The sequence below is a fragment of the Brachyspira pilosicoli P43/6/78 genome (assembly GCF_000325665.1).
Classification (GTDB): domain Bacteria; phylum Spirochaetota; class Brachyspiria; order Brachyspirales; family Brachyspiraceae; genus Brachyspira; species Brachyspira pilosicoli.
Map to the genome: position 1 here is coordinate 68,763 of NC_019908.1, position 18,854 is coordinate 87,616.

Sequence of the window (18,854 nt, forward strand, 5' to 3'; positions counted from 1 at the left end):
AAAATATTTCTATGTTTTATAATGTTTTCTATAAGAGGTGGTAAAATATTATGAGAAAAACAAAAATAATAGCAACTTTAGGACCTAGATGGTCTAATGAAGAAATGGTAAAAAAGATAATAGAGAATGGCGCTAATGTATGCAGGCTTAATTTTTCATTTGGAAGCTATGATGAACATTTAGAGAGAATAAACATAATAAGAAAAGTTTCTGATGAGTTGGGTAAACCTGTAGCTATATTAGCAGATTTGCAGGGACCTAAAATAAGAATAGGTAAGCTAAAAGAGAATATCACTGTAAAAGAAGGCGACATTGTAAAATTAAGCGGACATAAAGAAACTAATGATGAAAGCATAATACCTACTACGCATGAAAACATTGCTCATGATGTAAAGAGCGGTTCATTGCTTTTGATAGCTGACGGTACTATACAGCTTATAGTGGAATCTAGTGATGAGGCTTCAAAACTTGTTGTATGTAAGGTTATAACTGGAGGTACTATATTAAGCAGTAAGGGTATTAATTTGCCTGGTGCTCATGTAACAACAGAAGTTTTAACAGAAAAAGATGTTAGTGATGCTTTATTTGCTGCTAAAAACGGTGCTAATTATTTGGGTATGAGTTTTGTAAGAAGAGCAGAAGATGTTATAAGACTTAGAAAGATATTAGATGATAATAATTTTCAGCATGTTGGAATTGTGTCAAAAATAGAAAATACAGAATCATTAGAAAATTTGGAAAGTATAATAAAAGTGTCTGATGGTGTAATGGTGGCAAGAGGAGACTTGGGAGTAGAGATACCATTTGGAGAGGTTCCTGTTTGGCAGAAGAAGATACTAAAAATGGCAAACGATATGGGTAAGATTACAATAATAGCTACCCAAATGCTTGAGAGTATGACAAAAAGCCCTGTTCCTTCAAGGGCAGAGGCTAGCGATGTTGCTAATGCTGTATTAGACGGTACTGATGTTGTGATGATGTCTGCTGAGACTGCTTCGGGAGATTATCCTATAGAGTCTGTTAAGGCTATGGTTTCTATAGTAGAGGCTGCTGAGAAATCTGTTAATAAAACTTCTCATGACAATATGACTTATTTAGACAGCGGAGTTAATGATGCTTTGGCTGATAGTGCTTCTTATTTATCATATAGTTTAGATAATAAGGCGATAATAGCTCTTTCAAGGTCTGGAAGAACAGTTAGAAATCTATCTAAAAAAAGACCAAAAACTCCTATAGTATTTATGTCTGCTGATAGTAATCTTTGTAATGGTCTTGCTATATGTCATAATGTTTATACTATACATATGCCTGAAGATTTGAATTTTAGTGCTGGTATTAACCATGGAGGCGAGATTAACATACTTGAAGATACTTTGGTAGAGCATAAATTAGCAGAACATGGCGACAGAATAATAGTAGTGAGCGGCAGCAAATGGCAGGGTAGGTGGCAAGAGAATAGCGTTCGTATAGTAGTTATGCACTAAATTTGTATGTAAAAGAATAGTTATTTCTTATCATTTTTCGACCTTTTAAACAAAAAAGTCGGTAATTTTAAAGTTGCAAAATAGACTTGACAAATTTAGTATATTTTGTTTTAATTAATGTAAGCGTAGTTAAATAATTTTAGGGATAATTATGGATTTAAATCTTAAAAATAAAATAGCTTTAGTAACAGGCGGAAGCAGAGGAATAGGAAAAAAAATAGCAGAGGCTTTGGCTAATGAAGGAGCTAATGTTGTTGTTACTGCTACAAATATTAATAAAGCTCAAGAAGTTGCTGATGAATTAAAATCAAAATACAATGTAGAGACACTTGCTTTAGTTCATGATGTAAAATCTAGCGAATCTTGTAAAGATGTTGTTGCTAAAACTATAGAGAAATTTGGTTCTATTGATATATTAGTTAATAATGCTGGTATTACTAGAGATATGCTAGTTATACAAATGGACGACAGTGCTTGGAACGATGTTATAGATACTAATTTATCTGGAGCATTTTACACTTCAAGAGAAGCTGCTAAAAGCATGTTAAGAGCAAGAAAGGGTAAGATAATTAATATATCAAGCGTTATAGGAAAAATGGGTAATGCTGGTCAGGTGAATTATGCTGCAGCTAAGGCTGGTATTATAGGTATTACTAAATCTATGGCGAAAGAGTTTGCTCCTCGAGGAATATGCGTTAATGCTATAGCACCTGGATTTATTCAAACAGATATGACTGGTGTACTTGCTGAAGATGCTGTAAAAAAGATAATGGATATTACACCTTTAAAAAAGTTAGGTAATGCTGAAGATGTTGCTAATATAGTTGTATTTCTTGCATCAGATTTGAGCAATTATATAACAGGGGAAGTTATAGCCGTTGACGGCGGAATGTCTATGTAATAGTTAATAAAGTTGCTTTGCACTTTATAATAAATTAAAAATAATAATAAATTAATAAAAGGAGATTCAACATGGCATTAATCGATGAAATTAAGGATGTTGTTGCTAATCAATTAAACATTTCAGACAAAAGTAAAATCACAGATACAGCTTCTTTCGTAGATGATTTGAACGCTGATTCACTTGATTTAGTAGAACTTATTATGGAATTAGAAAAACGTTATGATATCAAAATTCCTCAAGAAGAACAAGAAAAAATTAAAAATGTAGCTGATGCTGCTAAATATATTGAAGAGCATAAGAAGTAATTTTCTTAAAGATATTAATTATTCCCGTAATATTTTTGCGGGAATTTTTTATTTATAACATATAGGAGTTATTATGAGCGAACGTAGAGTTGTTATTACGGGTCTTGGAATTGTAAGTTGTCTTGGAAATGATGTTAAAACTTTCTGGGATAATCTTCTTAATGGTGTTTCTGGAATCAAGCCTCTTAGCAAATATTTTGATCCAGAAAAAGAACAATTAGTTACTAGAATAGGCGGTGAAGTGGCTGCTTTAGAAGGTGATTATTATTCTGATAAGAAGATGCTAAGAAGACTTGACCCTTTTATAACTTATGGTGTATATGCTGCTTATCATGCTTTAAAACAGGCTGGTATAGAGCCTAAGACAGGTTTTGATCCTTTGAGAGCAGGCTGTGTTCTTGGCAGCGGTATAGGCGGTATCACTACTCTTTTAAATAATCATAATGTAATACTTGCTGACGGACCAAGCAGAGTTTCACCTTTCTTTGTTCCTATGCAAATTATTAATATGACACCTGGTTTAATAGCTATGGAATATGGCATGAATGGTCCTAATTATAGTACAGTTACTGCTTGTGCTTCTTCAAACCATTCTATAGGTTTAGGATACAAGCATATTAAAGATAATGAAGCTGATATTATGATAGTTGGCGGTTCTGAAGCTACTATCAATCCTCTTACTATAGCTGGATTTAATAATGCTAGAGCTTTATCTACTAAAAATGATGAACCTACTAAAGCTTCTAGACCTTTTGATAAGGGCAGAGACGGATTTGTTATAGCTGAGGGTGCTGGTATACTTGTACTTGAAGAGTATGAGCATGCTAAGAAAAGAAATGCTAATATACTTGCTGAAGTTTCTGGATATGGTTTTACTTGTGATGCTAATCACATTACTGCACCTTTAGAAGATGGTGCTATGGGTGCTAGAGCTATGTCTTTGGCTATAGAGTCTGCGAAAATTTCTCCAGACAAGATTGACTATGTTAATACTCATGGTACTTCTACTCCTGTTGGAGATATTGCTGAGATTAAGGCTATTAAAAAGGCATTAGGTGAAGACCATGCTAAAAAGATAAAAGTTAACTCTACTAAGTCTATGACAGGTCATGCTTTGGGTGCTGCTGGCGGAATAGAGGCTATTGCTACTGTAATGAGTATAATAGATTCTAAAGTTCACCCTACTATTAATGTTGAAGAGCAAGACCCTGAATGTGATTTAGATGTTGTTGCTAATACGGCTCAAGACAAAAAAATAGAATATGCTATAAGCAATTCTTTTGGTTTTGGTGGACATAATGCTTCTATAGTATTTAAAAGAGTATAATAAATAGTTGATATAATAATTTAAAAGTCATATTTAGTTTAATTACTAGGTATGACTTTTTTATTTGCATAAATACTTTATAAATAATATATTAAACGACTATATTTTGTTATATAAATTTTTTATTTTCTTTAACTTTTTCCCTCCTTCGCTCTGCGTACTTTGTCAAACTTTTACCATTCGGATACGCTTTGCGAAAGTGCAAATACTTAAGTTCTTAATCTATTTTTAGCGAAAGTACAAATAGATTATTTTGTATATATAAGATAATATCATATGTTTTTAGCTATATTTTATAAAAATGCAGTTCTTTTGGTTCTTTTATACCAATAAAAGAACTGGGGGTACGGGGGCTAGCCCCTGCAATAATTAAAATTAAAAAAATAAATTTTGAAAAACTTTAAAATTTTTAAGTATATATACTACAATATATTTTTTATATAAGTTTTTGTTTTCTTCAACTTTTTCCCGCATACGCTCTGCGTACTTCGTCAAAGTTTTTATCCTTCGGATACGCTTTGCGAAAGTGCAAATACTTAAGTTCTTAATATATTTTTAGCGAAAGTACAAATAGATTATTTTTGTATATATAAGATAATATCATATGTTTTTAGCTATATTTTATAAAAATGCAGTTCTTTTGGTTCTTTTATACCAATAAAAGAACTTGGGGGTACGGGGGCTAGCCCCCGAAATAATTAAAATTAAAAAATAAATTTTGAAAAACTTTAAAATTTTTAAGTATATATACTACAATATATTTTTTATATAAGTTTTTATTTTCTTCAACTTTTTCCCGCCGCAAAAAGTTGCAAAAAGTGCAATATATTATTTTATAGATTTTTTACTATATTTTATAAAAATATAACATTTTTGTTTCTTTGAGGAAGCCAGACTGTCTAACTTCGCTAAAAAGAACAAGAAAAAATTTATAAAACTTGAAAAAATTAGCATATAAAAAAGCGATAGGGCTTATTATAACTCTATCGCTTTAATATTCTTATCTTTATTAATTATTTATACTTCTTTGATATATACTTTGTTCATAGTTGAGTTTACAATAGGGTTGTCATTGTGGTCTCTTTGTAAAGCAACTATCTTATCGGCAACGTCCATTCCATTAACAACATTGCCCCAAACTGTATATTGTCCGTCTAAGAAAGGGCAGTCTGCTACACAAATAAAGAATTGTGAACCAGCACTGTCTGGATGCTGACTTCTTGCCATAGAGCATATTCCTCTTTTGTGTGATACATCATTAAACTCAGCTTCTATATTAAAACCAGGGCCTCCTGTACCATGTAAATGCCTTTTAGTAGGGTCTTTACTAGTAGGGTCTCCGCCTTGTATCATAAAGTTAGGTATTACTCTATGAAATCTAATTCCATCATAAAAGCCTTCATTTGCTAATTTTTTAATAGCTTCCACATGTTTAGGAGCTTTGTCAGGATAGAATTCTATTTCTATAGTGCCGTAATCTGTTTCTATAAATAAATGTTCCATTATTTTTCCTTTATTTATTATTTTACATATACTTTATTCATTTTAGCAGGAGTAAGAGGGTTATCATTAGCATCTCTTTTAAGATTAACTATCTTGTCTACAGTATCCATTCCCTTAATAACCTCACCCCAAACAGTATATTGTCCATCTAAAAAAGGACTATCAGCTACACAAATAAAGAACTGTGAACCAGCACTATTTATATTCTGACTTCTAGCCATAGAGCATATTCCTCTTTTATGAGAAACATCATTAAACTCAGCAGGTATTACAAAGTCAGGACCGCCTGTACCATGTAAAGCTCTGTTAGGCTGTTTGCTTAATGGGTCGCCGCCTTGTATCATAAAACCAGGTATTACTCTGTGAAAGAGTGTGCCGTTATAAAAGCCCTCATTTGCTAATTTTTTAATAGCTTCCACATGTTTAGGAGCTTTGTCAGGATAGAAAGCTATCTCTATAGTACCATAATCTGTTTCTATAAACAAATGCTCTTTAGACGTTTTTGGCTTCTGTGCCAATAATACTGCTGTAAATGTTATTATCGCTAAAAATGATAATAAAATGATTTTTGTCTTTTTCAACATTAAACTTTATTTCCTCTCTTATATATTATTTATTTTATATCTTTTATATTACCATACTCATTATTAGAGTCATAAGTACCATCTCTAGTTTCACCTTTAAGACTAGGTATTAATAATATTTGTCCGTTTATGATGATGTTAGGGTCTTTTATTTTATCTTTATTAGCTTCATATATTTTTTTCCATAAATTACCATCACCATATATAAAGTCATAAGAAGCTATTTTCCATAATGAATCAGTACCAACTTTTCTATATTGAACTTTATAATATTTAGGGAATAATACTCCTGTTGTTTCTACTATAGTAGTTTCTTGATTATAATCAGCACCATTATACATAGCATTAACCATTTCTATTACAAGTTTTGAATTAAATAATGAATTAGAAAAATCCTCACCGTCTAGTGCTTGTTTAGCAAATATTAATGTAGTTGATGCTTGATTATAATTAGTCATTTTTGTTTCATTATATCCATCTTCTTTAGCTTTATTTAGAGCTTCTTGTGCTTTTGCATAAGCTATAGGAGCTTCAAGCATATCTAATATATTAATTGCTTCATTTGCATTTGAAATAGAGTTATTATAGTCTTTTGCTTTTGAGAACATTACAGCGTTATATCTTAAATTTAATATTTTATTATCATTACTGTCAGCGTTAGTTATAGCACCTTCATTAATAAGATAATCTCTTCTTAAACCTATTGATACCAAATCATAACCTAATTTAGATTTTAAAGAAGAATCAGTATATTTTGTTATAGAGTTGCTGTAATCTGTATCATTAGTAGCAGCATTAAATATAGTGTTTCCAGCTTCATAGTCCATAACAGAGTCTTCATAAAGAGATATAGAAGATTCATTAGTATCTCCTCCAACACCTTTAAGTAAAGCTAAGTTTCTTTCAGCATATCTTTGAGCATTCAAAACTAATCCATATACTCCAAATTTAGCTATAACTTTATCAGAATACTCTTTACTTTGTCTAGAAAACTCAACGCTTTGAGTATAATCACCAGCATTATGAGCCTCTATAGCTAATTCTCTATATCTTTGTGCTAATTGATAATCTTCACTGTCTTTTATATTTTCATTTGTAATATTAGTATCTTGTCCATATATTAAATAACAAGCTGCAAAAAGAATTAATAATACTTTTTTCATAATAAAACTCCATATTAATTATTAGTAGGATTTTCTAAAACTTCTATTTGTTTAATTTTATCATCAGCCTCTTGAATACCTTTTAGGCTGTTATCAAATAGTTCTTTTGTATTAAAGAAAGCTTTGCTATGATAATCTCTTGTTTTAAGGAAAGAATCAACAGCAAGCTCATAGTTATTTGTGCTTAAAGCAGATAAAGCATTAATATAGTTTAATTCAGCAAGTTCATAATTTTCTTTATCAACTATATATGCTTTAATATCTTTAGAATATACTCTATTTCTTGAAGTTTCAGCTTTTAATTCTTCAGCATATACAGGCAAACCTTCATTTAAAACAACTAAATATGCATTTGAAGCAGTAGTGAGCAATTCTTTTACAGTATCTGGCTCTTTATTTTCATCTATAAGTATAGTTGCTTCTGCAAAGCTTGATTCAGCTATATCGAATTGTTCTTTAGAATAATTTTGAAGTTCGTATTTAATCGTTTTATCTCTTAAAGTTGAAGCATCTTTATACTCTTTAAGCGGCATAGATGCTCCGCAAGATATGATAACAGATAAAATAGAAGTAAGTATTGTTATGTGTTTGATTGCTTTCATAATATTATACTCCGAAAAAACTACAATATTTTATTGTTCTAATATAATATTACAGAAGATAAAAGTCAATAGTTTATTATAAATAATATAATTTTACAATAAAAAAAGCACTGATAATAAAAACTATCAATGCTTTAAGATTTATCAGATTAGATAAGTTTATAGTAAACCTAATCTGCGTTCTTTTTTGATTTTTCTTTTCATTCTTTTAAGAGCTTTCTCTCTTTGAAGTTTTTTCTCAAGAGAAGGTTTTTTGTAGAATTGTTTTTCTTTTAATTCTTGTAAAATACCTTCGTTTTCGCAAGCTCTTCTAAATCTTTTAATAACGCTTTCAACTGGTTCACCTTCATTAGCGAAAATACGTACCAATTAACTCACCTGCCTTTTGATTAAAGTTATTAGCGGCGAAGGGACTTGAACCCCTGACACTGCGGATATGAGCCGCATGCTCTAACCACCTGAGCCACGCCGCCAAGAATAAAAAAAGCCTTTATTATTGGCTATTAGCGGGGGCAGGACTTGAACCTACGGCCTTTGGGTTATGAGCCCAACGAGCTACCAACTGCTCCACCCCGCGATGTATAAATATTGATATGCATATTATACTATTTGTTAAAAAAGTCAAGTATTTTTTTACAATGAAATTTAGATAAAATATTTCATTATACTAATATTATTATTAATGTTATAAAAAATTACTTATTAATAATAACTTGACAATACTTATATCTTAAATTATAATTGGCTCAAATAATTTTAAGAGGTTTTAATCTATGTCAAAAGAATCCTATAAAGATAGAATGGAAAAGGCTATTAATAGTTTACAAAATGATTTGAAAGGTATTAGAACAGGAAGAGCAAATGCTTCTATATTAGATGGTGTAAAAGTTGAAGCTTACGGCAGCAGTATGCCGCTTAAACAAGTTGGCAACGTTTCTACTCCTGATGCTAAAACTATAATGATACAGCCTTTTGATAAAGCATTGGTAGGAGACATAGAAAAGGCTATATTAAAAGCTGATTTGGGTTTCAATCCTTTTAATGACGGCGGTAATATTAGAATTATGGTGCCTGAGCTTACTAAAGAAAGAAGAGAAGAATTAAAAAAAGGTGTAAGACATAGAGGCGAAGAAGCTAAAATTGCTATACGTAATATAAGAAGAGATGAAAACGATATTATAAAAAAAGATTTAAAAGATAAAACTATTACTGAAGATGAATCTAAAAATCTTGAGAAAAAAATACAAAATGATACAGATAGTTATATCAAAAAAGTTGATGAGTTAATTACTTCAAAAGAAAAAGAATTAGATAAAATATAATTATGATGACAGAAAAGGATAATAAAGTTCCTTCACATGTTGCTATAATTATGGACGGTAACGGCAGATGGGCTAAAGCTAGAAACAAGTCTAGAAGTTTTGGACATAGGGCTGGAAGTGAAAATGTTATTAATATAGTAGAAGCATGCTGTGAACTTAATATTAAATATCTAACATTATATGCTTTTTCTACAGAGAATTGGAAAAGACCTGAAGAAGAAAAAAAGGCTTTATTTAAGCTTCTAAAAGAGTTTTACAAAAAAGAAATTAAAAGACTTATTTCAAATAATATTTTGGTAAAGCATATAGGAGATATATCTAAATTTCCAAAAGATACTATAGAAACTATAGAAGAAACAGAAAAAGAAACTCTAGAGAAATGCAAAAATCCAATACTTACAGTGGTGTTGGCATTAAATTATGGTTTTAGAGATGAGCTTAAAACTGCTATAAAAAATATGTATGCTGATGTATTATCAAATAAGATTAATATAGAAGATATTGATGAGAACTCTATAGGAAATTATTTATATACAAAAGATATACCAGACCCAGATTTTGTAATAAGAACTTCTGGGGAACATAGATTAAGTAATTTTTTAATGTATCAAGCATCATACAGTGAATTATATTTTACTGATATATTATGGCCAGATTTTTCTAAAGATAATTTCAAAAAAGCTATAGAAGAATATTCAAACAGAAACAGAAGATACGGAGGCTTATAAGATATGAAGGGAAGACTTATATCTGTAGCATTAACTTTACCATTATTTACTATTATATTGCTTTACAATAGAGTTATTTTTCTCTTTCATGCTTTGATATTAGCTATTTCTATAATAAGTACATTAGAAATATTTAATATGGCTAAGGTTTATAGGCAAAAGAATTTTAGAACAGTAATAACAACTATAGCAGCTATGGTTTTAGGATATGTTATTACCATATGCGGTACTAATATACTTCATGGAGATTTTTCACGTCTTTATAAGTTTACTCAAATAAATAATATTTCTATGAGCTTATCGCTTGTTATGGTATTTGTTTTAATAGCCGTTCTTTTTATAATAAATATGTTTAAGGTGAATGTATCTACTTTTGAAGAGAGGGGCAGGGCTATACTTACTGCGGTATTTTGTTTTATATATGTTGGACTTGGAGTATGGCATATATCTTTAATGCGTTTTATGACTAGCGGTAAATATTATATTGTATTTATATTATTATGTGCTTGGCTTAGTGATACTGGCGGATATGTGGTTGGAAGGAAATTTGGAAAACATAAACTTTCAAATAGTGCCTCTCCAAATAAAAGTTACGAAGGTTTAGTAGGTATGTTTTTATTTACAATACCTGTTTCTATACTTTATTATTATTTATATTCAAATGGATATTTAAGCTTAGTGCTTGGGAAAGATATACCTACATTTTCTCTATCACAGATAATATGGCTTACTGTAATATTTACATTAACAGGTTTTCTTGGGGATATGGGAGAGAGCCTAATTAAAAGAATGTATGATACTAAAGATTCAAGCAAGATGTTCCCGGGTCATGGCGGAGTATTTGATATATTTGACAGCGTGATATTGACTGCACCTATATCTTATTACATTATAATAATATTATTAAATTAATTATTGTTTTTTGCTTTATCTTCACTGGTTGCTATATCATAAAAATATAAGCCTAATATTGTTTGCAAAGGAAACATTATTATAGCTTCAAAAAATAAACTAACTCTTCTTATAGTATAAATAATATCTTTTTTCAAAATAAACACATTTAATATATATAGTATTTTTATAACAGCAAAACATAACATTATTAATATAATAACAAAGAATGAAATACTATTTGGGGCAGGAAGTAGGTTTATATATTTTGGAGTTTCATTATTGTTGGCATTATATATAAATAAAAATATTCCAAATATATATATAAAAGCAAATATGGCATCTAATATTACAGTTATAATAGTTGCTTTTTTGAAAGATATTTCTGGATACAACACTTTTCCGCAAGATTTACATTGTTTGGCATATTTATCATTAACAGTTTTACAGTATTTACATTTTACAATTTTAGCCATAGTTTTATTTTCTCTCCATACCTGTGTAAATTATAGGCTATATAATATTTTTAATTGTAAAAATTGTCAACTATTATGATTGCTTTAGTACGAAGTTTAAAAGATAATTACATACTTGCAAATATTAAAAAAAAATGTTAAATATATTTATTAATAATCATGAAAATAAAAAATACTTAAAAAGAAAAAGAATATTAGCTATATTTTTAATAGTTTTGATTTTTTTTGTTTAACTCTTGCGATACTTTTGATTTATATTTACGAAAGGGTTTAGACGGCGTTAATCTTTATGAGCTTACAGTTTATGGTGAGGCACTTGGAAGCGATATTAAAGTAGTAGAGCTTAGAGGGTTTAATGTTGATGATTTTCGTACTGAGAGAGTTTCTTATTATTTAGATAGGTATCAGGGTAGTTGGCGTCCTCATATGCAAAAGATTATTGACAGGGCACAGATATATTTGCCTTATATAAAGCAGGTATTTGCAGAAAAAGGGGTGCCTGAAGATTTAGCTTATTTACCTATAATAGAGAGCAGTTTTTATCCTCAGGCTGTTTCGCATGCTGGGGCTGCTGGGCTTTGGCAGTTTATGCCTATGACGGGAGCTATATACAATTTAAAAGTTAATTATTGGTCTGATGATAGGTTTGACCCAGAGCGTTCTACAAAGGCGGCTGCTGAGCATTTGATGAGGCTTGATGAAAATTTTAAATCTTGGGTTATTGCATTAATAGCGTATAATGCAGGAGGGGGAAGAATATCTAGGGCTATTAAGCAAGTAAAAAGTAATAATTTTTATGATTTGCTTAGGGCTAAAGTGCTTCCAAAAGAGACTGAAGAGTATATACCTAAATATGTAGCCTCTGTTATTATAGCAAAAAACCCAGAGAAATTTGGATTTAAGATTAACAAACCAAAAGTAGTTTTTCCAGAGGGTGATTTGGTTTATGTTGATGATGCGGCTGATTTATCTATAATAGCCGATATGATAGATGCAGAAACAGAAGATTTAAAAGCACTTAATCCGCATTTATCAAGAGGTGTAACTCCTCCTGGTATGGTGCGTTATCCTTTAAGAATACCTGAGGGAAAAGAGCAATTATTTTATGATACTTTCGGTAAGATTCCTGCTTCAGAGAGAGTTACATTTAGAAGACATGAAGTTAAAATGAATGAAACTCTTTCGCATTTATCTAGATTTTATAATGTACCTATGCAGGCTATTGTTGAGATAAACAAATTAAAATCAAGAAATTTAAATATAGGTCAGCAGGTGATGATTCCTATTCAGGGACTAGACAATGCTAAGCAGGTAGATTTAGCTCAATATGAAGAAGAGCAGGAGAGAATAAGAGAAGGTAAGTTTGTATATTTTGAATCTCTGCCTCCTCCTGATTATGAGTATAAGGATATAATGTATCATATAAGGGCAGGAGATACTCTTTGGATTATAGCAAGGAAGTTTAAAGTTGATGTTGCTGAGATTAAGGCTTGGAATAAACTTGACAGCAATGTGCTTTCTATAGGCTCAGAAATATTTTTAAGAATTCCTGTAAATAAATAAGTATTAGTTTTTTAATAAATCAATATCTTAAATATAGTTCTTTATTTATATATTATTGATAATAAATTATATATTCTCTTGACTATGGCTATATTTTTTGTATAATTAATCGTATAAAAAATATATTAATAATAGGAGTTTTATTATGGTAGAATTAGATAAAGATACTTTTGATGAGAAGGTTATTAATTCAAAAGAATTATGCCTAGTTGATTATTTTGGCGATACTTGTGAACCTTGTAAAGCATTAATGCCTCATGTTCATGAATTAGCTAAACAATATGAAGGTAAAGTACCTTTCTATTCTTTCAATACTTCTAAAGCAAGAAGATTGGCTATTCGTGAAAAGATTTTAGGACTTCCTACTATTGCCATTTATAAAGACGGTGCTAAAGTAAAAGAAGTAACTAAAGAAGAAGCTACTATCGAAAACATTAAAGCTATGGTTGATAGTATGCTATAATATTTTAGTTTGCTTAAATAAAAAGGGCTCTATTATTTTTTAATAATAAAGCCTTTTTTGTTTTAACGATAAAAAATATTATTATCTAAAGTTTACAAATTGCAAAGGTATAGGATAATCTTTTCCTTTTAGCATAGTAATTACAGCTTGTAAATCATCTTTTTTAGCACCAGATACTCTTACTTGCTCATCTTGTATGCTTGCCTGAACTTTTAGTTTCATGTCTTTTATATCTTTTACTATTTCTTTGGCTAAATCTTTATCTATACCATTAACTATTTCATTTATCTCTCTTACAGCATCGCCGCTTGCTTTCTCTTTTTTCTTTTCTCTTAAACTTTTTTGATTTAAGCCTCTTTTAATAAACTTCTGAAATAATATATCTTTTACTTGATTAAGTACAAACTCCGCAGGTGCTGTTATGGTTACAGTTTTTTCACCTTTGTTTAATTCTATTGTGATATTTTGCCCTTTAAAATCGAATCTATTGCTTATTTCTTTTACAGCAACATTAACACAATCGTCCATAACCTGCATATCTACTACTGAAACTATATCAAAGCTTGGATCTTTTGGCATATAAAGGCCTCCTAATAATTATTTTTATTTATTTTTTAAAACTTTATTATAAAGTTTTTATATTCTAAAGCAGTTTTTAAAAGCGAATAATCTTTTTTCATAGCATTATCTACAAGATTATCGAAATGATTTTTATTATTATAATATAAATTGAAAGCTAAGTCCATAGCCTCAACAAATGACTTTTGAGAATATTCATTAAATGAAAAACCAGTTGCTTTTTTTATAGTTTTAGCTCCATTATAATTAATAACTGTATCTTTAAGACCTCCCACAGAATGCACTATTGGAAGGCTTCCATATTTCATGCTGTATATTTGATTAAGTCCGCAAGGTTCAAATTTGCTTGGCATTAAATATATATCGCTTGCTGCTGTTAGCTTATGTGCGAGTGCTTCATCGAATAAAAATAACACTCTTATGTTTTTTGCTCTTTTTACTCTTGCTACAAAATCATTTTCAAAGTCTTTGAAATAATTATTGCTGCTAAATAAAAATATAAAATTAGCATCATATGTGGAAAGTTCAAAGAAAGAAGAGTATATTAAATCAAGCCCCTTTTGAGGGTCGAATCTTGATATCATTGTAACTAATGGATAATTTTTTTCTTTTATTTTTAATTCTTTATATAAAGCATTTCTTATTAATTTCTTTTTTTCTTTTGTATTTATATCATAATTGTATTTTATATATTTGTCTGTTGTTGGATTCCATTGAGTATCATGCATGCCGTTTAATACGCCGAATAATTTGCCTTGTTCATTTTTGTTTAAAAGTAAATTGTTTAATCCGCATCCGAACTCTTCTGTTTGTATTTCTTTTGCATAATTTGGGCTTACTGTTGTTACTATATCTGAAAGTATAATTCCTGCCTTTATAAAGCTCACATATCCATAAAACTCTATTCTGCTTGGTATAAAATATTTCCAAGATATATTAAGAAGTGAGTATATATCTGTGTTAAAATTGCCTTGATAGGCTAGGTTATGAATAGTAAATATTACTTTTGTGTTTTTAAAACATTCTTCGGTGTTGTATATTTCTTTTATATAGAGTGCTGCCAATGCGCTTTGCCAATCATGTAAATGAACTATATCTATTTTTATATTTTCTTTTTTGTGTATATAAATTAATAATTCTATGGCACTTTTAGTAAAAGCTATAAACCTTTTTGCATTGTCCTCATAGTCTTTAGAGTTTTCTGAATATATGCCGTCTCTTTTAAATAAAAAATCATTCTTTACAAAATAAACATCAATATTATTATATTTGTGTTTGATAATTTCTGTTTGTATTGTTTCGGTGCCAAGTTTTATATCGAATGAGGTGTATATGTTATTGTTTATTAATTTGTAGTTGTTTTTATAGAGCGGTATTATTAAAGAACTATTAACATTTACTTGTTTTAAAGCATGCGGAAGATTTCCAGCAATGTCTCCTAAGCCTCCAGTCTTTGAAAATGGATAGGCTTCACTTGCAATCATAAATACATTCATAAATAATTATCTCTTTTAAAAAATATATTTATAATATATTTATATACCTTTTAACTCTAAAAATCAACTGTTTAAAATTACATATATTAATTTTTTGCTATTCTATTTTTAATACTCTTTTTACAACATCAATGTTTTCTATAATAAAACTAATAGAATTAAATATATAGTATGATGTAAATATTATAAAAAATATAAAGATAACTCTTTTTACAATAGTTTTAGATTTACTATCTTTATCTTCAGTCCAGAATAATTCTATTATATCTTTCTTTTTTCTTCTTTTTATATTTTTTTGTTTTAGCTTTGTATCTTCTTTTTTATTTTCTTCTTTCTTTTTTGGTATTAATCTAAATATTAAAGATACTACTATGTATATTAGGCATAGAAGTATTATGAAATTAAATATTAGGTAAAATGTCATTATTTGTTCTATATTATTAAAGTTTAAAGTTTCCATAATTTATATAAACACTCCAATATTTTTTTATTTATATATTTAATCTGTTTATCAATAATATATATATTTTTAAAAAAATTTGCAAAAATAGAAATTATGTTATATTTTTTAATATAATATTTTATTGATGAGTATTAATAGGAGAATAAACAATGGAAAATAAATTACTAGATAGAAAAGATGTAAAAATAGAAGATACTTGGGATTTAACTTTATTATATAAAAATGATGAAGAGTTTGAAAAAGATTTTAAATCAATGGAAGATTTTTCAAAAGAGGTTAGTAAGTTTAAAGGAAATCTTTCAAAATCAGCAAAAGAATTAAGAGATATATTAGACACTATAATGAAAGCTTCTATTGTTTTAGAAAAGCTAGGTTCTTATGCATTCTTAAAACAAACAGAAGATTTAACTAATAATGATTCTAATATAAAGGTAGCAAGATTTGCAAAACTTTCTTCAGAGTTTTCAGCTAATTTAAGTTATTTTGAGCCTGAACTTATGAGCATTGATGATGAAAAGATTAATAGCTTTTTGAAAGATGAAATATTAAAAGATTATTTAATTTATTTAAGAAACATACTAAAATACAAACCTCATACATTGTCAGAAAAAGAGGAGAGAATATTAGCTCTTCAAGGAGAATTATCATCTACTGCTTCAAATGTGTTCGACACTTTAAATGACGCAGATTTAGACTTTGGAGAATTAGAGCATAATGGAGAGAAAACACCTTTAACTCATGCAACATTTTCAAGTTTTCAAGAGAGCCAAGATAGAGAAATAAGAAAAAATAGCTACAATCAATTTTATAAAGAATATGATAAACACAAAAATACATTAGCAGAACTTTATGCAAGCCAAATTAAGCAGGATATATTTGACGCTAAAATAAGAAATTACAATAGCGTACGCGAGATGGAATTATTTGCTGATGATATACCTGTGAGTGTTTATGACAGTTTAATTGAGAGTGTGCATAATGCTTTGCCTGCACTTCATAGCTACTACGAATATTGTGCTAACAAATTAGGCATTAGCGACTTTAGGCAATATGACAAATATGCCCCAGTGGTAAAAGATGTTAAGTTACATCATACTTTCGACGAGGCAATAGATGTTTTAAATAAAGCCTTATCACCACTGGGTGAAGAATATGTATCAACACTCACAAAAGGACTTAATTCAAGATGGGTTGATAAATATGAGAATAAAGGAAAAACTAGCGGAGCATTCTCAGCTGGCTGCTACACATCGGAGCCTTATATATTGATGAACTTCAGAGATGAAAGCGTTGAATCAGTATTCACATTAGCACATGAGGCAGGACATAGTATGCATAGCTATTACAGCAGAAAAAATAACCCTTTCCAACATCATGATTACACTATATTTGAAGCTGAAGTGGCATCTACTTTCAATGAAAAACTTTTATTTAATTATCTTATGCAAAATGAAAGCAAAAAGGAAGTTAAAGCATTTTTACTCAATAAAGATATAAACGGATTTGTTGCTACAGTGTTTAGACAGACAATGTTTGCAGAGTTTGAGCATATCATTCACAAAGAAGCAGAAGACGGCAACCCTACAACATTAGAGCTTATAAGAAATGTTTATAAAGATTTACTTAAAAAATATTTTGGAGAGAAATCTGTTCTTGAAGAGACAAGCGATTTAGAGGCTTTGAGAATACCTCATTTCTATCGTTCGTTTTATGTTTATAAATATGCTACAGGTATGTCTGCTGCTGTTGCTTTATCTAATGGAGTACTTGAAGGCAATGCTAAAGGCGACTACACAAACAGAGACAACTATTTAAAATTCTTAAGAAGCGGAGGAAGCAGAACTCCTATAGAGAATCTAAAAGTTGCAGGTGTTGATATGACTAAACCTGATGTAGTAGAAAGTGCTTTAAAATTGTTTGCTAAAGAGGTTGAAGAATTGAAAGCGTTAAATTAATTGATTATTATTTTTAAATTTCAAGGCTGGCATAGTTTTGTATGTGTCGGCCTTTTATTTGCATTTTTTTTAATATAGTGTACGATGGTATAGTAAATAAACTTTAAGGAGGGTTATATGGAAACTTCAGACAAGAGCTGGGTTGTTACATTAGTTTTAGCAATATTTTTACCAGTACACAGGTTCTATGTAGGAAAAATAGGAACAGGTATACTATATTGGCTTACTGCTGGAGGTTTAGGTATATGGTATATTGTAGATATCGTAATGATACTCCTAGACAAATTTACTGACAAGGAAGGCAGAAAATTAAAAAGATAATATTGTAAAAATAAGAAATAAAAAGGAGAGTTAATTATTTTTTTTAACTCTCTTTTTTATATGCAGTAAAAATTTTTAAGTCTATACAAATTAGTTTTTATATAGTGAAATATTGCTTTATTCTAATAAATCTAAAAAATTAAATATATTATTCTAATTGACTATATATAAGTAAATGTTATAATTTTAAAGCTATTTAATTAACCTCTATATCAAGGAGTATTTATGTTGAAAATAAACACTTTTATTATTTTATTTATTTTTTGTACTGCCTTTTTATATGGAGAAATAGATATTTATGAGCCTTCTCAATCACCAACTGTGAAATACAGATTATTTAGAACAGCAAATATATGGACTTTTTTAAAATTAGAAACTACAACAGGCAGAATATGGATAGTTCAATACGATATAGAGGGTGATGATCGTTTTTCTGTAGAATTAAATACAGTTGATCTTTCAGGTGGAAAAGAAAAAAGCCTTGGCAGATTTACTTTGTATCCTACTTCTAATATTTATACATTTATTTTACTTGACCAAATATACGGAAATACTTGGCAGGTGCAATGGAGTTTTAAAGAAGAGACTAGATTTGTTATACCTATTGACTAGTAAAAAATATTTAAGCATAAAAAAATTCTATTTGTTTAATAAAGTAGTAAAATATTATATTGTTTTAATAAATCTGAAAAATTAAATATGTTATTCTAATTGACTATAAAACA

At 29.2% G+C, this 18,854-nt stretch carries 21 protein-coding genes and 2 tRNA genes; 12 read left to right on the forward strand and 11 right to left on the reverse strand.

Annotated features, from left to right (window positions below):
- The first annotated feature begins 50 nt into the window (after positions 1 to 50).
- The 4 genes from pyk (at position 51) to fabF (ending at position 4,020) form a co-directional block, all read left to right on the forward strand.
- Positions 51 to 1,484 (forward strand): pyruvate kinase, encoded by a 1,434-nt coding sequence (gene pyk, locus BPP43_RS00310; protein WP_013243490.1) that lies wholly within the window; start codon positions 51 to 53, stop codon positions 1,482 to 1,484.
- 151 nt (positions 1,485 to 1,635) lie between these two features.
- Positions 1,636 to 2,385, forward strand: a complete 750-nt coding sequence (gene fabG / locus BPP43_RS00315) for a 3-oxoacyl-[acyl-carrier-protein] reductase (protein ID WP_013243489.1) — start codon at positions 1,636 to 1,638, stop codon at positions 2,383 to 2,385.
- Positions 2,386 to 2,456: 71 nt separating this feature from the next.
- Complete coding sequence (acpP, locus tag BPP43_RS00320; RefSeq protein WP_013243488.1) at positions 2,457 to 2,693, forward strand: acyl carrier protein; 237 nt, start codon at positions 2,457 to 2,459, stop codon at positions 2,691 to 2,693.
- Between the two features lie 73 nt (positions 2,694 to 2,766).
- Entirely contained in the window at positions 2,767 to 4,020 is a 1,254-nt protein-coding gene (gene fabF, locus BPP43_RS00325) for a beta-ketoacyl-ACP synthase II (RefSeq protein WP_015273830.1), read from the forward strand.
- 1,017 nt (positions 4,021 to 5,037) lie between these two features.
- Here the strand turns inward: fabF and BPP43_RS00330 are convergent.
- The 7 genes from BPP43_RS00330 to BPP43_RS00360 form a co-directional block, all read right to left on the reverse strand.
- Positions 5,038 to 5,523: a peptidylprolyl isomerase gene (locus BPP43_RS00330; protein WP_013243486.1), complete on the reverse strand. Its 486-nt coding sequence runs from the start codon at positions 5,521 to 5,523 to the stop codon at positions 5,038 to 5,040.
- Positions 5,524 to 5,540: 17 nt separating this feature from the next.
- A complete protein-coding gene (locus BPP43_RS00335; RefSeq protein ID WP_013243485.1) occupies positions 5,541 to 6,107 on the reverse strand; it encodes a peptidylprolyl isomerase in 567 nt (188 codons plus the stop codon).
- A 29-nt stretch (positions 6,108 to 6,136) separates the two neighbouring features.
- Positions 6,137 to 7,270, reverse strand: a complete 1,134-nt coding sequence (locus tag BPP43_RS00340) for a LysM peptidoglycan-binding domain-containing protein (RefSeq protein WP_015273831.1) — start codon at positions 7,268 to 7,270, stop codon at positions 6,137 to 6,139.
- Positions 7,271 to 7,284: 14 nt separating this feature from the next.
- Entirely contained in the window at positions 7,285 to 7,872 is a 588-nt protein-coding gene (locus BPP43_RS00345) for a hypothetical protein (RefSeq protein ID WP_013243483.1), read from the reverse strand.
- 159 nt (positions 7,873 to 8,031) lie between these two features.
- The gene (gene rpsU, locus BPP43_RS00350) at positions 8,032 to 8,241 is read right to left on the reverse strand and encodes a 30S ribosomal protein S21 (protein ID WP_013243482.1); all 210 of its coding nucleotides are present in this window, start codon (positions 8,239 to 8,241) and stop codon (positions 8,032 to 8,034) included.
- Positions 8,242 to 8,271: 30 nt separating this feature from the next.
- Positions 8,272 to 8,345, reverse strand: a tRNA-Met gene (locus BPP43_RS00355).
- 31 nt (positions 8,346 to 8,376) lie between these two features.
- Positions 8,377 to 8,449: transfer RNA gene (locus tag BPP43_RS00360), tRNA-Met, on the reverse strand.
- Between the two features lie 196 nt (positions 8,450 to 8,645).
- Here BPP43_RS00360 and frr point away from each other — a divergent pair.
- From frr to BPP43_RS00375, 3 genes are read left to right on the forward strand one after another with little or no spacing between them, the layout of a single operon-like run.
- Positions 8,646 to 9,194, forward strand: a complete 549-nt coding sequence (gene frr, locus BPP43_RS00365) for a ribosome recycling factor (RefSeq protein WP_013243481.1) — start codon at positions 8,646 to 8,648, stop codon at positions 9,192 to 9,194.
- Positions 9,195 to 9,196: 2 nt separating this feature from the next.
- Positions 9,197 to 9,922: an undecaprenyl pyrophosphate synthase gene (gene uppS, locus BPP43_RS00370; protein ID WP_015273832.1), complete on the forward strand. Its 726-nt coding sequence runs from the start codon at positions 9,197 to 9,199 to the stop codon at positions 9,920 to 9,922.
- Positions 9,923 to 9,925: 3 nt separating this feature from the next.
- A complete protein-coding gene (locus BPP43_RS00375; RefSeq protein ID WP_013243479.1) occupies positions 9,926 to 10,834 on the forward strand; it encodes a phosphatidate cytidylyltransferase in 909 nt (302 codons plus the stop codon).
- On the opposite strand, the gene BPP43_RS00380 is transcribed toward BPP43_RS00375, so the two are convergent.
- On the reverse strand, positions 10,831 to 11,289 hold the full coding sequence (locus tag BPP43_RS00380) for a hypothetical protein (protein ID WP_013243478.1): 459 nt from the start codon (positions 11,287 to 11,289) through the stop codon (positions 10,831 to 10,833). The two genes, BPP43_RS00375 and BPP43_RS00380, sit on opposite strands and share 4 nt — an antisense overlap.
- Before the next feature lie 225 nt (positions 11,290 to 11,514).
- Here BPP43_RS00380 and BPP43_RS00385 point away from each other — a divergent pair, with 225 nt between their 5' ends.
- Both BPP43_RS00385 and trxA read left to right on the forward strand, forming a co-directional pair.
- Entirely contained in the window at positions 11,515 to 12,852 is a 1,338-nt protein-coding gene (locus BPP43_RS00385; RefSeq protein WP_015273834.1) for a lytic transglycosylase domain-containing protein, read from the forward strand.
- Between the two features lie 145 nt (positions 12,853 to 12,997).
- Complete coding sequence (trxA, locus tag BPP43_RS00390; protein ID WP_013243476.1) at positions 12,998 to 13,315, forward strand: thioredoxin TrxA; 318 nt, start codon at positions 12,998 to 13,000, stop codon at positions 13,313 to 13,315.
- An 81-nt stretch (positions 13,316 to 13,396) separates the two neighbouring features.
- Here trxA and BPP43_RS00395 read toward each other — a convergent pair whose 3' ends face one another.
- From BPP43_RS00395 to BPP43_RS00405, 3 genes are all read right to left on the reverse strand, one after another.
- On the reverse strand, positions 13,397 to 13,894 hold the full coding sequence (locus BPP43_RS00395) for a YajQ family cyclic di-GMP-binding protein (protein ID WP_013243475.1): 498 nt from the start codon (positions 13,892 to 13,894) through the stop codon (positions 13,397 to 13,399).
- 35 nt (positions 13,895 to 13,929) lie between these two features.
- Entirely contained in the window at positions 13,930 to 15,390 is a 1,461-nt protein-coding gene (locus tag BPP43_RS00400) for a glycogen synthase (RefSeq protein WP_015273835.1), read from the reverse strand.
- A 97-nt stretch (positions 15,391 to 15,487) separates the two neighbouring features.
- The gene (locus BPP43_RS00405; RefSeq protein WP_014933494.1) at positions 15,488 to 15,850 is read right to left on the reverse strand and encodes a hypothetical protein; all 363 of its coding nucleotides are present in this window, start codon (positions 15,848 to 15,850) and stop codon (positions 15,488 to 15,490) included.
- Positions 15,851 to 16,002: 152 nt separating this feature from the next.
- Here BPP43_RS00405 and pepF point away from each other — a divergent pair, with 152 nt between their 5' ends.
- The 3 genes from pepF (at position 16,003) to BPP43_RS00420 (ending at position 18,741) form a co-directional block, all read left to right on the forward strand.
- A complete protein-coding gene (gene pepF / locus BPP43_RS00410; RefSeq protein WP_015273836.1) occupies positions 16,003 to 17,808 on the forward strand; it encodes an oligoendopeptidase F in 1,806 nt (601 codons plus the stop codon).
- 117 nt (positions 17,809 to 17,925) lie between these two features.
- Complete coding sequence (locus BPP43_RS00415) at positions 17,926 to 18,129, forward strand: TM2 domain-containing protein (protein ID WP_013243471.1); 204 nt, start codon at positions 17,926 to 17,928, stop codon at positions 18,127 to 18,129.
- A gap of 225 nt (positions 18,130 to 18,354) precedes the next feature.
- Positions 18,355 to 18,741, forward strand: a complete 387-nt coding sequence (locus tag BPP43_RS00420; protein ID WP_015273837.1) for a hypothetical protein — start codon at positions 18,355 to 18,357, stop codon at positions 18,739 to 18,741.
- The last annotated feature ends 113 nt before the right edge of the window (positions 18,742 to 18,854 follow it).

What these genes read in the sequence shown, in the direction of transcription:
- pyk (WP_013243490.1), top strand. Translation starts at nt 51, where the DNA reads ATGAGAAAAACAAAAATAATAGCAACTTTAGGACCTAGATGGTCTAAT.
- fabG (WP_013243489.1), top strand. Translation starts at nt 1,636, where the DNA reads ATGGATTTAAATCTTAAAAATAAAATAGCTTTAGTAACAGGCGGAAGC.
- acpP (WP_013243488.1), top strand. Translation starts at nt 2,457, where the DNA reads ATGGCATTAATCGATGAAATTAAGGATGTTGTTGCTAATCAATTAAAC.
- fabF (WP_015273830.1), top strand. Translation starts at nt 2,767, where the DNA reads ATGAGCGAACGTAGAGTTGTTATTACGGGTCTTGGAATTGTAAGTTGT.
- BPP43_RS00330 (WP_013243486.1), bottom strand. Translation starts at nt 5,523, where the DNA reads ATGGAACATTTATTTATAGAAACAGATTACGGCACTATAGAAATAGAA.
- BPP43_RS00335 (WP_013243485.1), bottom strand. Translation starts at nt 6,107, where the DNA reads ATGTTGAAAAAGACAAAAATCATTTTATTATCATTTTTAGCGATAATA.
- BPP43_RS00340 (WP_015273831.1), bottom strand. Translation starts at nt 7,270, where the DNA reads ATGAAAAAAGTATTATTAATTCTTTTTGCAGCTTGTTATTTAATATAT.
- BPP43_RS00345 (WP_013243483.1), bottom strand. Translation starts at nt 7,872, where the DNA reads ATGAAAGCAATCAAACACATAACAATACTTACTTCTATTTTATCTGTT.
- frr (WP_013243481.1), top strand. Translation starts at nt 8,646, where the DNA reads ATGTCAAAAGAATCCTATAAAGATAGAATGGAAAAGGCTATTAATAGT.
- uppS (WP_015273832.1), top strand. Translation starts at nt 9,197, where the DNA reads ATGATGACAGAAAAGGATAATAAAGTTCCTTCACATGTTGCTATAATT.
- BPP43_RS00375 (WP_013243479.1), top strand. Translation starts at nt 9,926, where the DNA reads ATGAAGGGAAGACTTATATCTGTAGCATTAACTTTACCATTATTTACT.
- BPP43_RS00380 (WP_013243478.1), bottom strand. Translation starts at nt 11,289, where the DNA reads ATGGCTAAAATTGTAAAATGTAAATACTGTAAAACTGTTAATGATAAA.
- trxA (WP_013243476.1), top strand. Translation starts at nt 12,998, where the DNA reads ATGGTAGAATTAGATAAAGATACTTTTGATGAGAAGGTTATTAATTCA.
- BPP43_RS00395 (WP_013243475.1), bottom strand. Translation starts at nt 13,894, where the DNA reads ATGCCAAAAGATCCAAGCTTTGATATAGTTTCAGTAGTAGATATGCAG.
- BPP43_RS00400 (WP_015273835.1), bottom strand. Translation starts at nt 15,390, where the DNA reads ATGAATGTATTTATGATTGCAAGTGAAGCCTATCCATTTTCAAAGACT.
- BPP43_RS00405 (WP_014933494.1), bottom strand. Translation starts at nt 15,850, where the DNA reads ATGGAAACTTTAAACTTTAATAATATAGAACAAATAATGACATTTTAC.
- pepF (WP_015273836.1), top strand. Translation starts at nt 16,003, where the DNA reads ATGGAAAATAAATTACTAGATAGAAAAGATGTAAAAATAGAAGATACT.
- BPP43_RS00415 (WP_013243471.1), top strand. Translation starts at nt 17,926, where the DNA reads ATGGAAACTTCAGACAAGAGCTGGGTTGTTACATTAGTTTTAGCAATA.
- BPP43_RS00420 (WP_015273837.1), top strand. Translation starts at nt 18,355, where the DNA reads ATGTTGAAAATAAACACTTTTATTATTTTATTTATTTTTTGTACTGCC.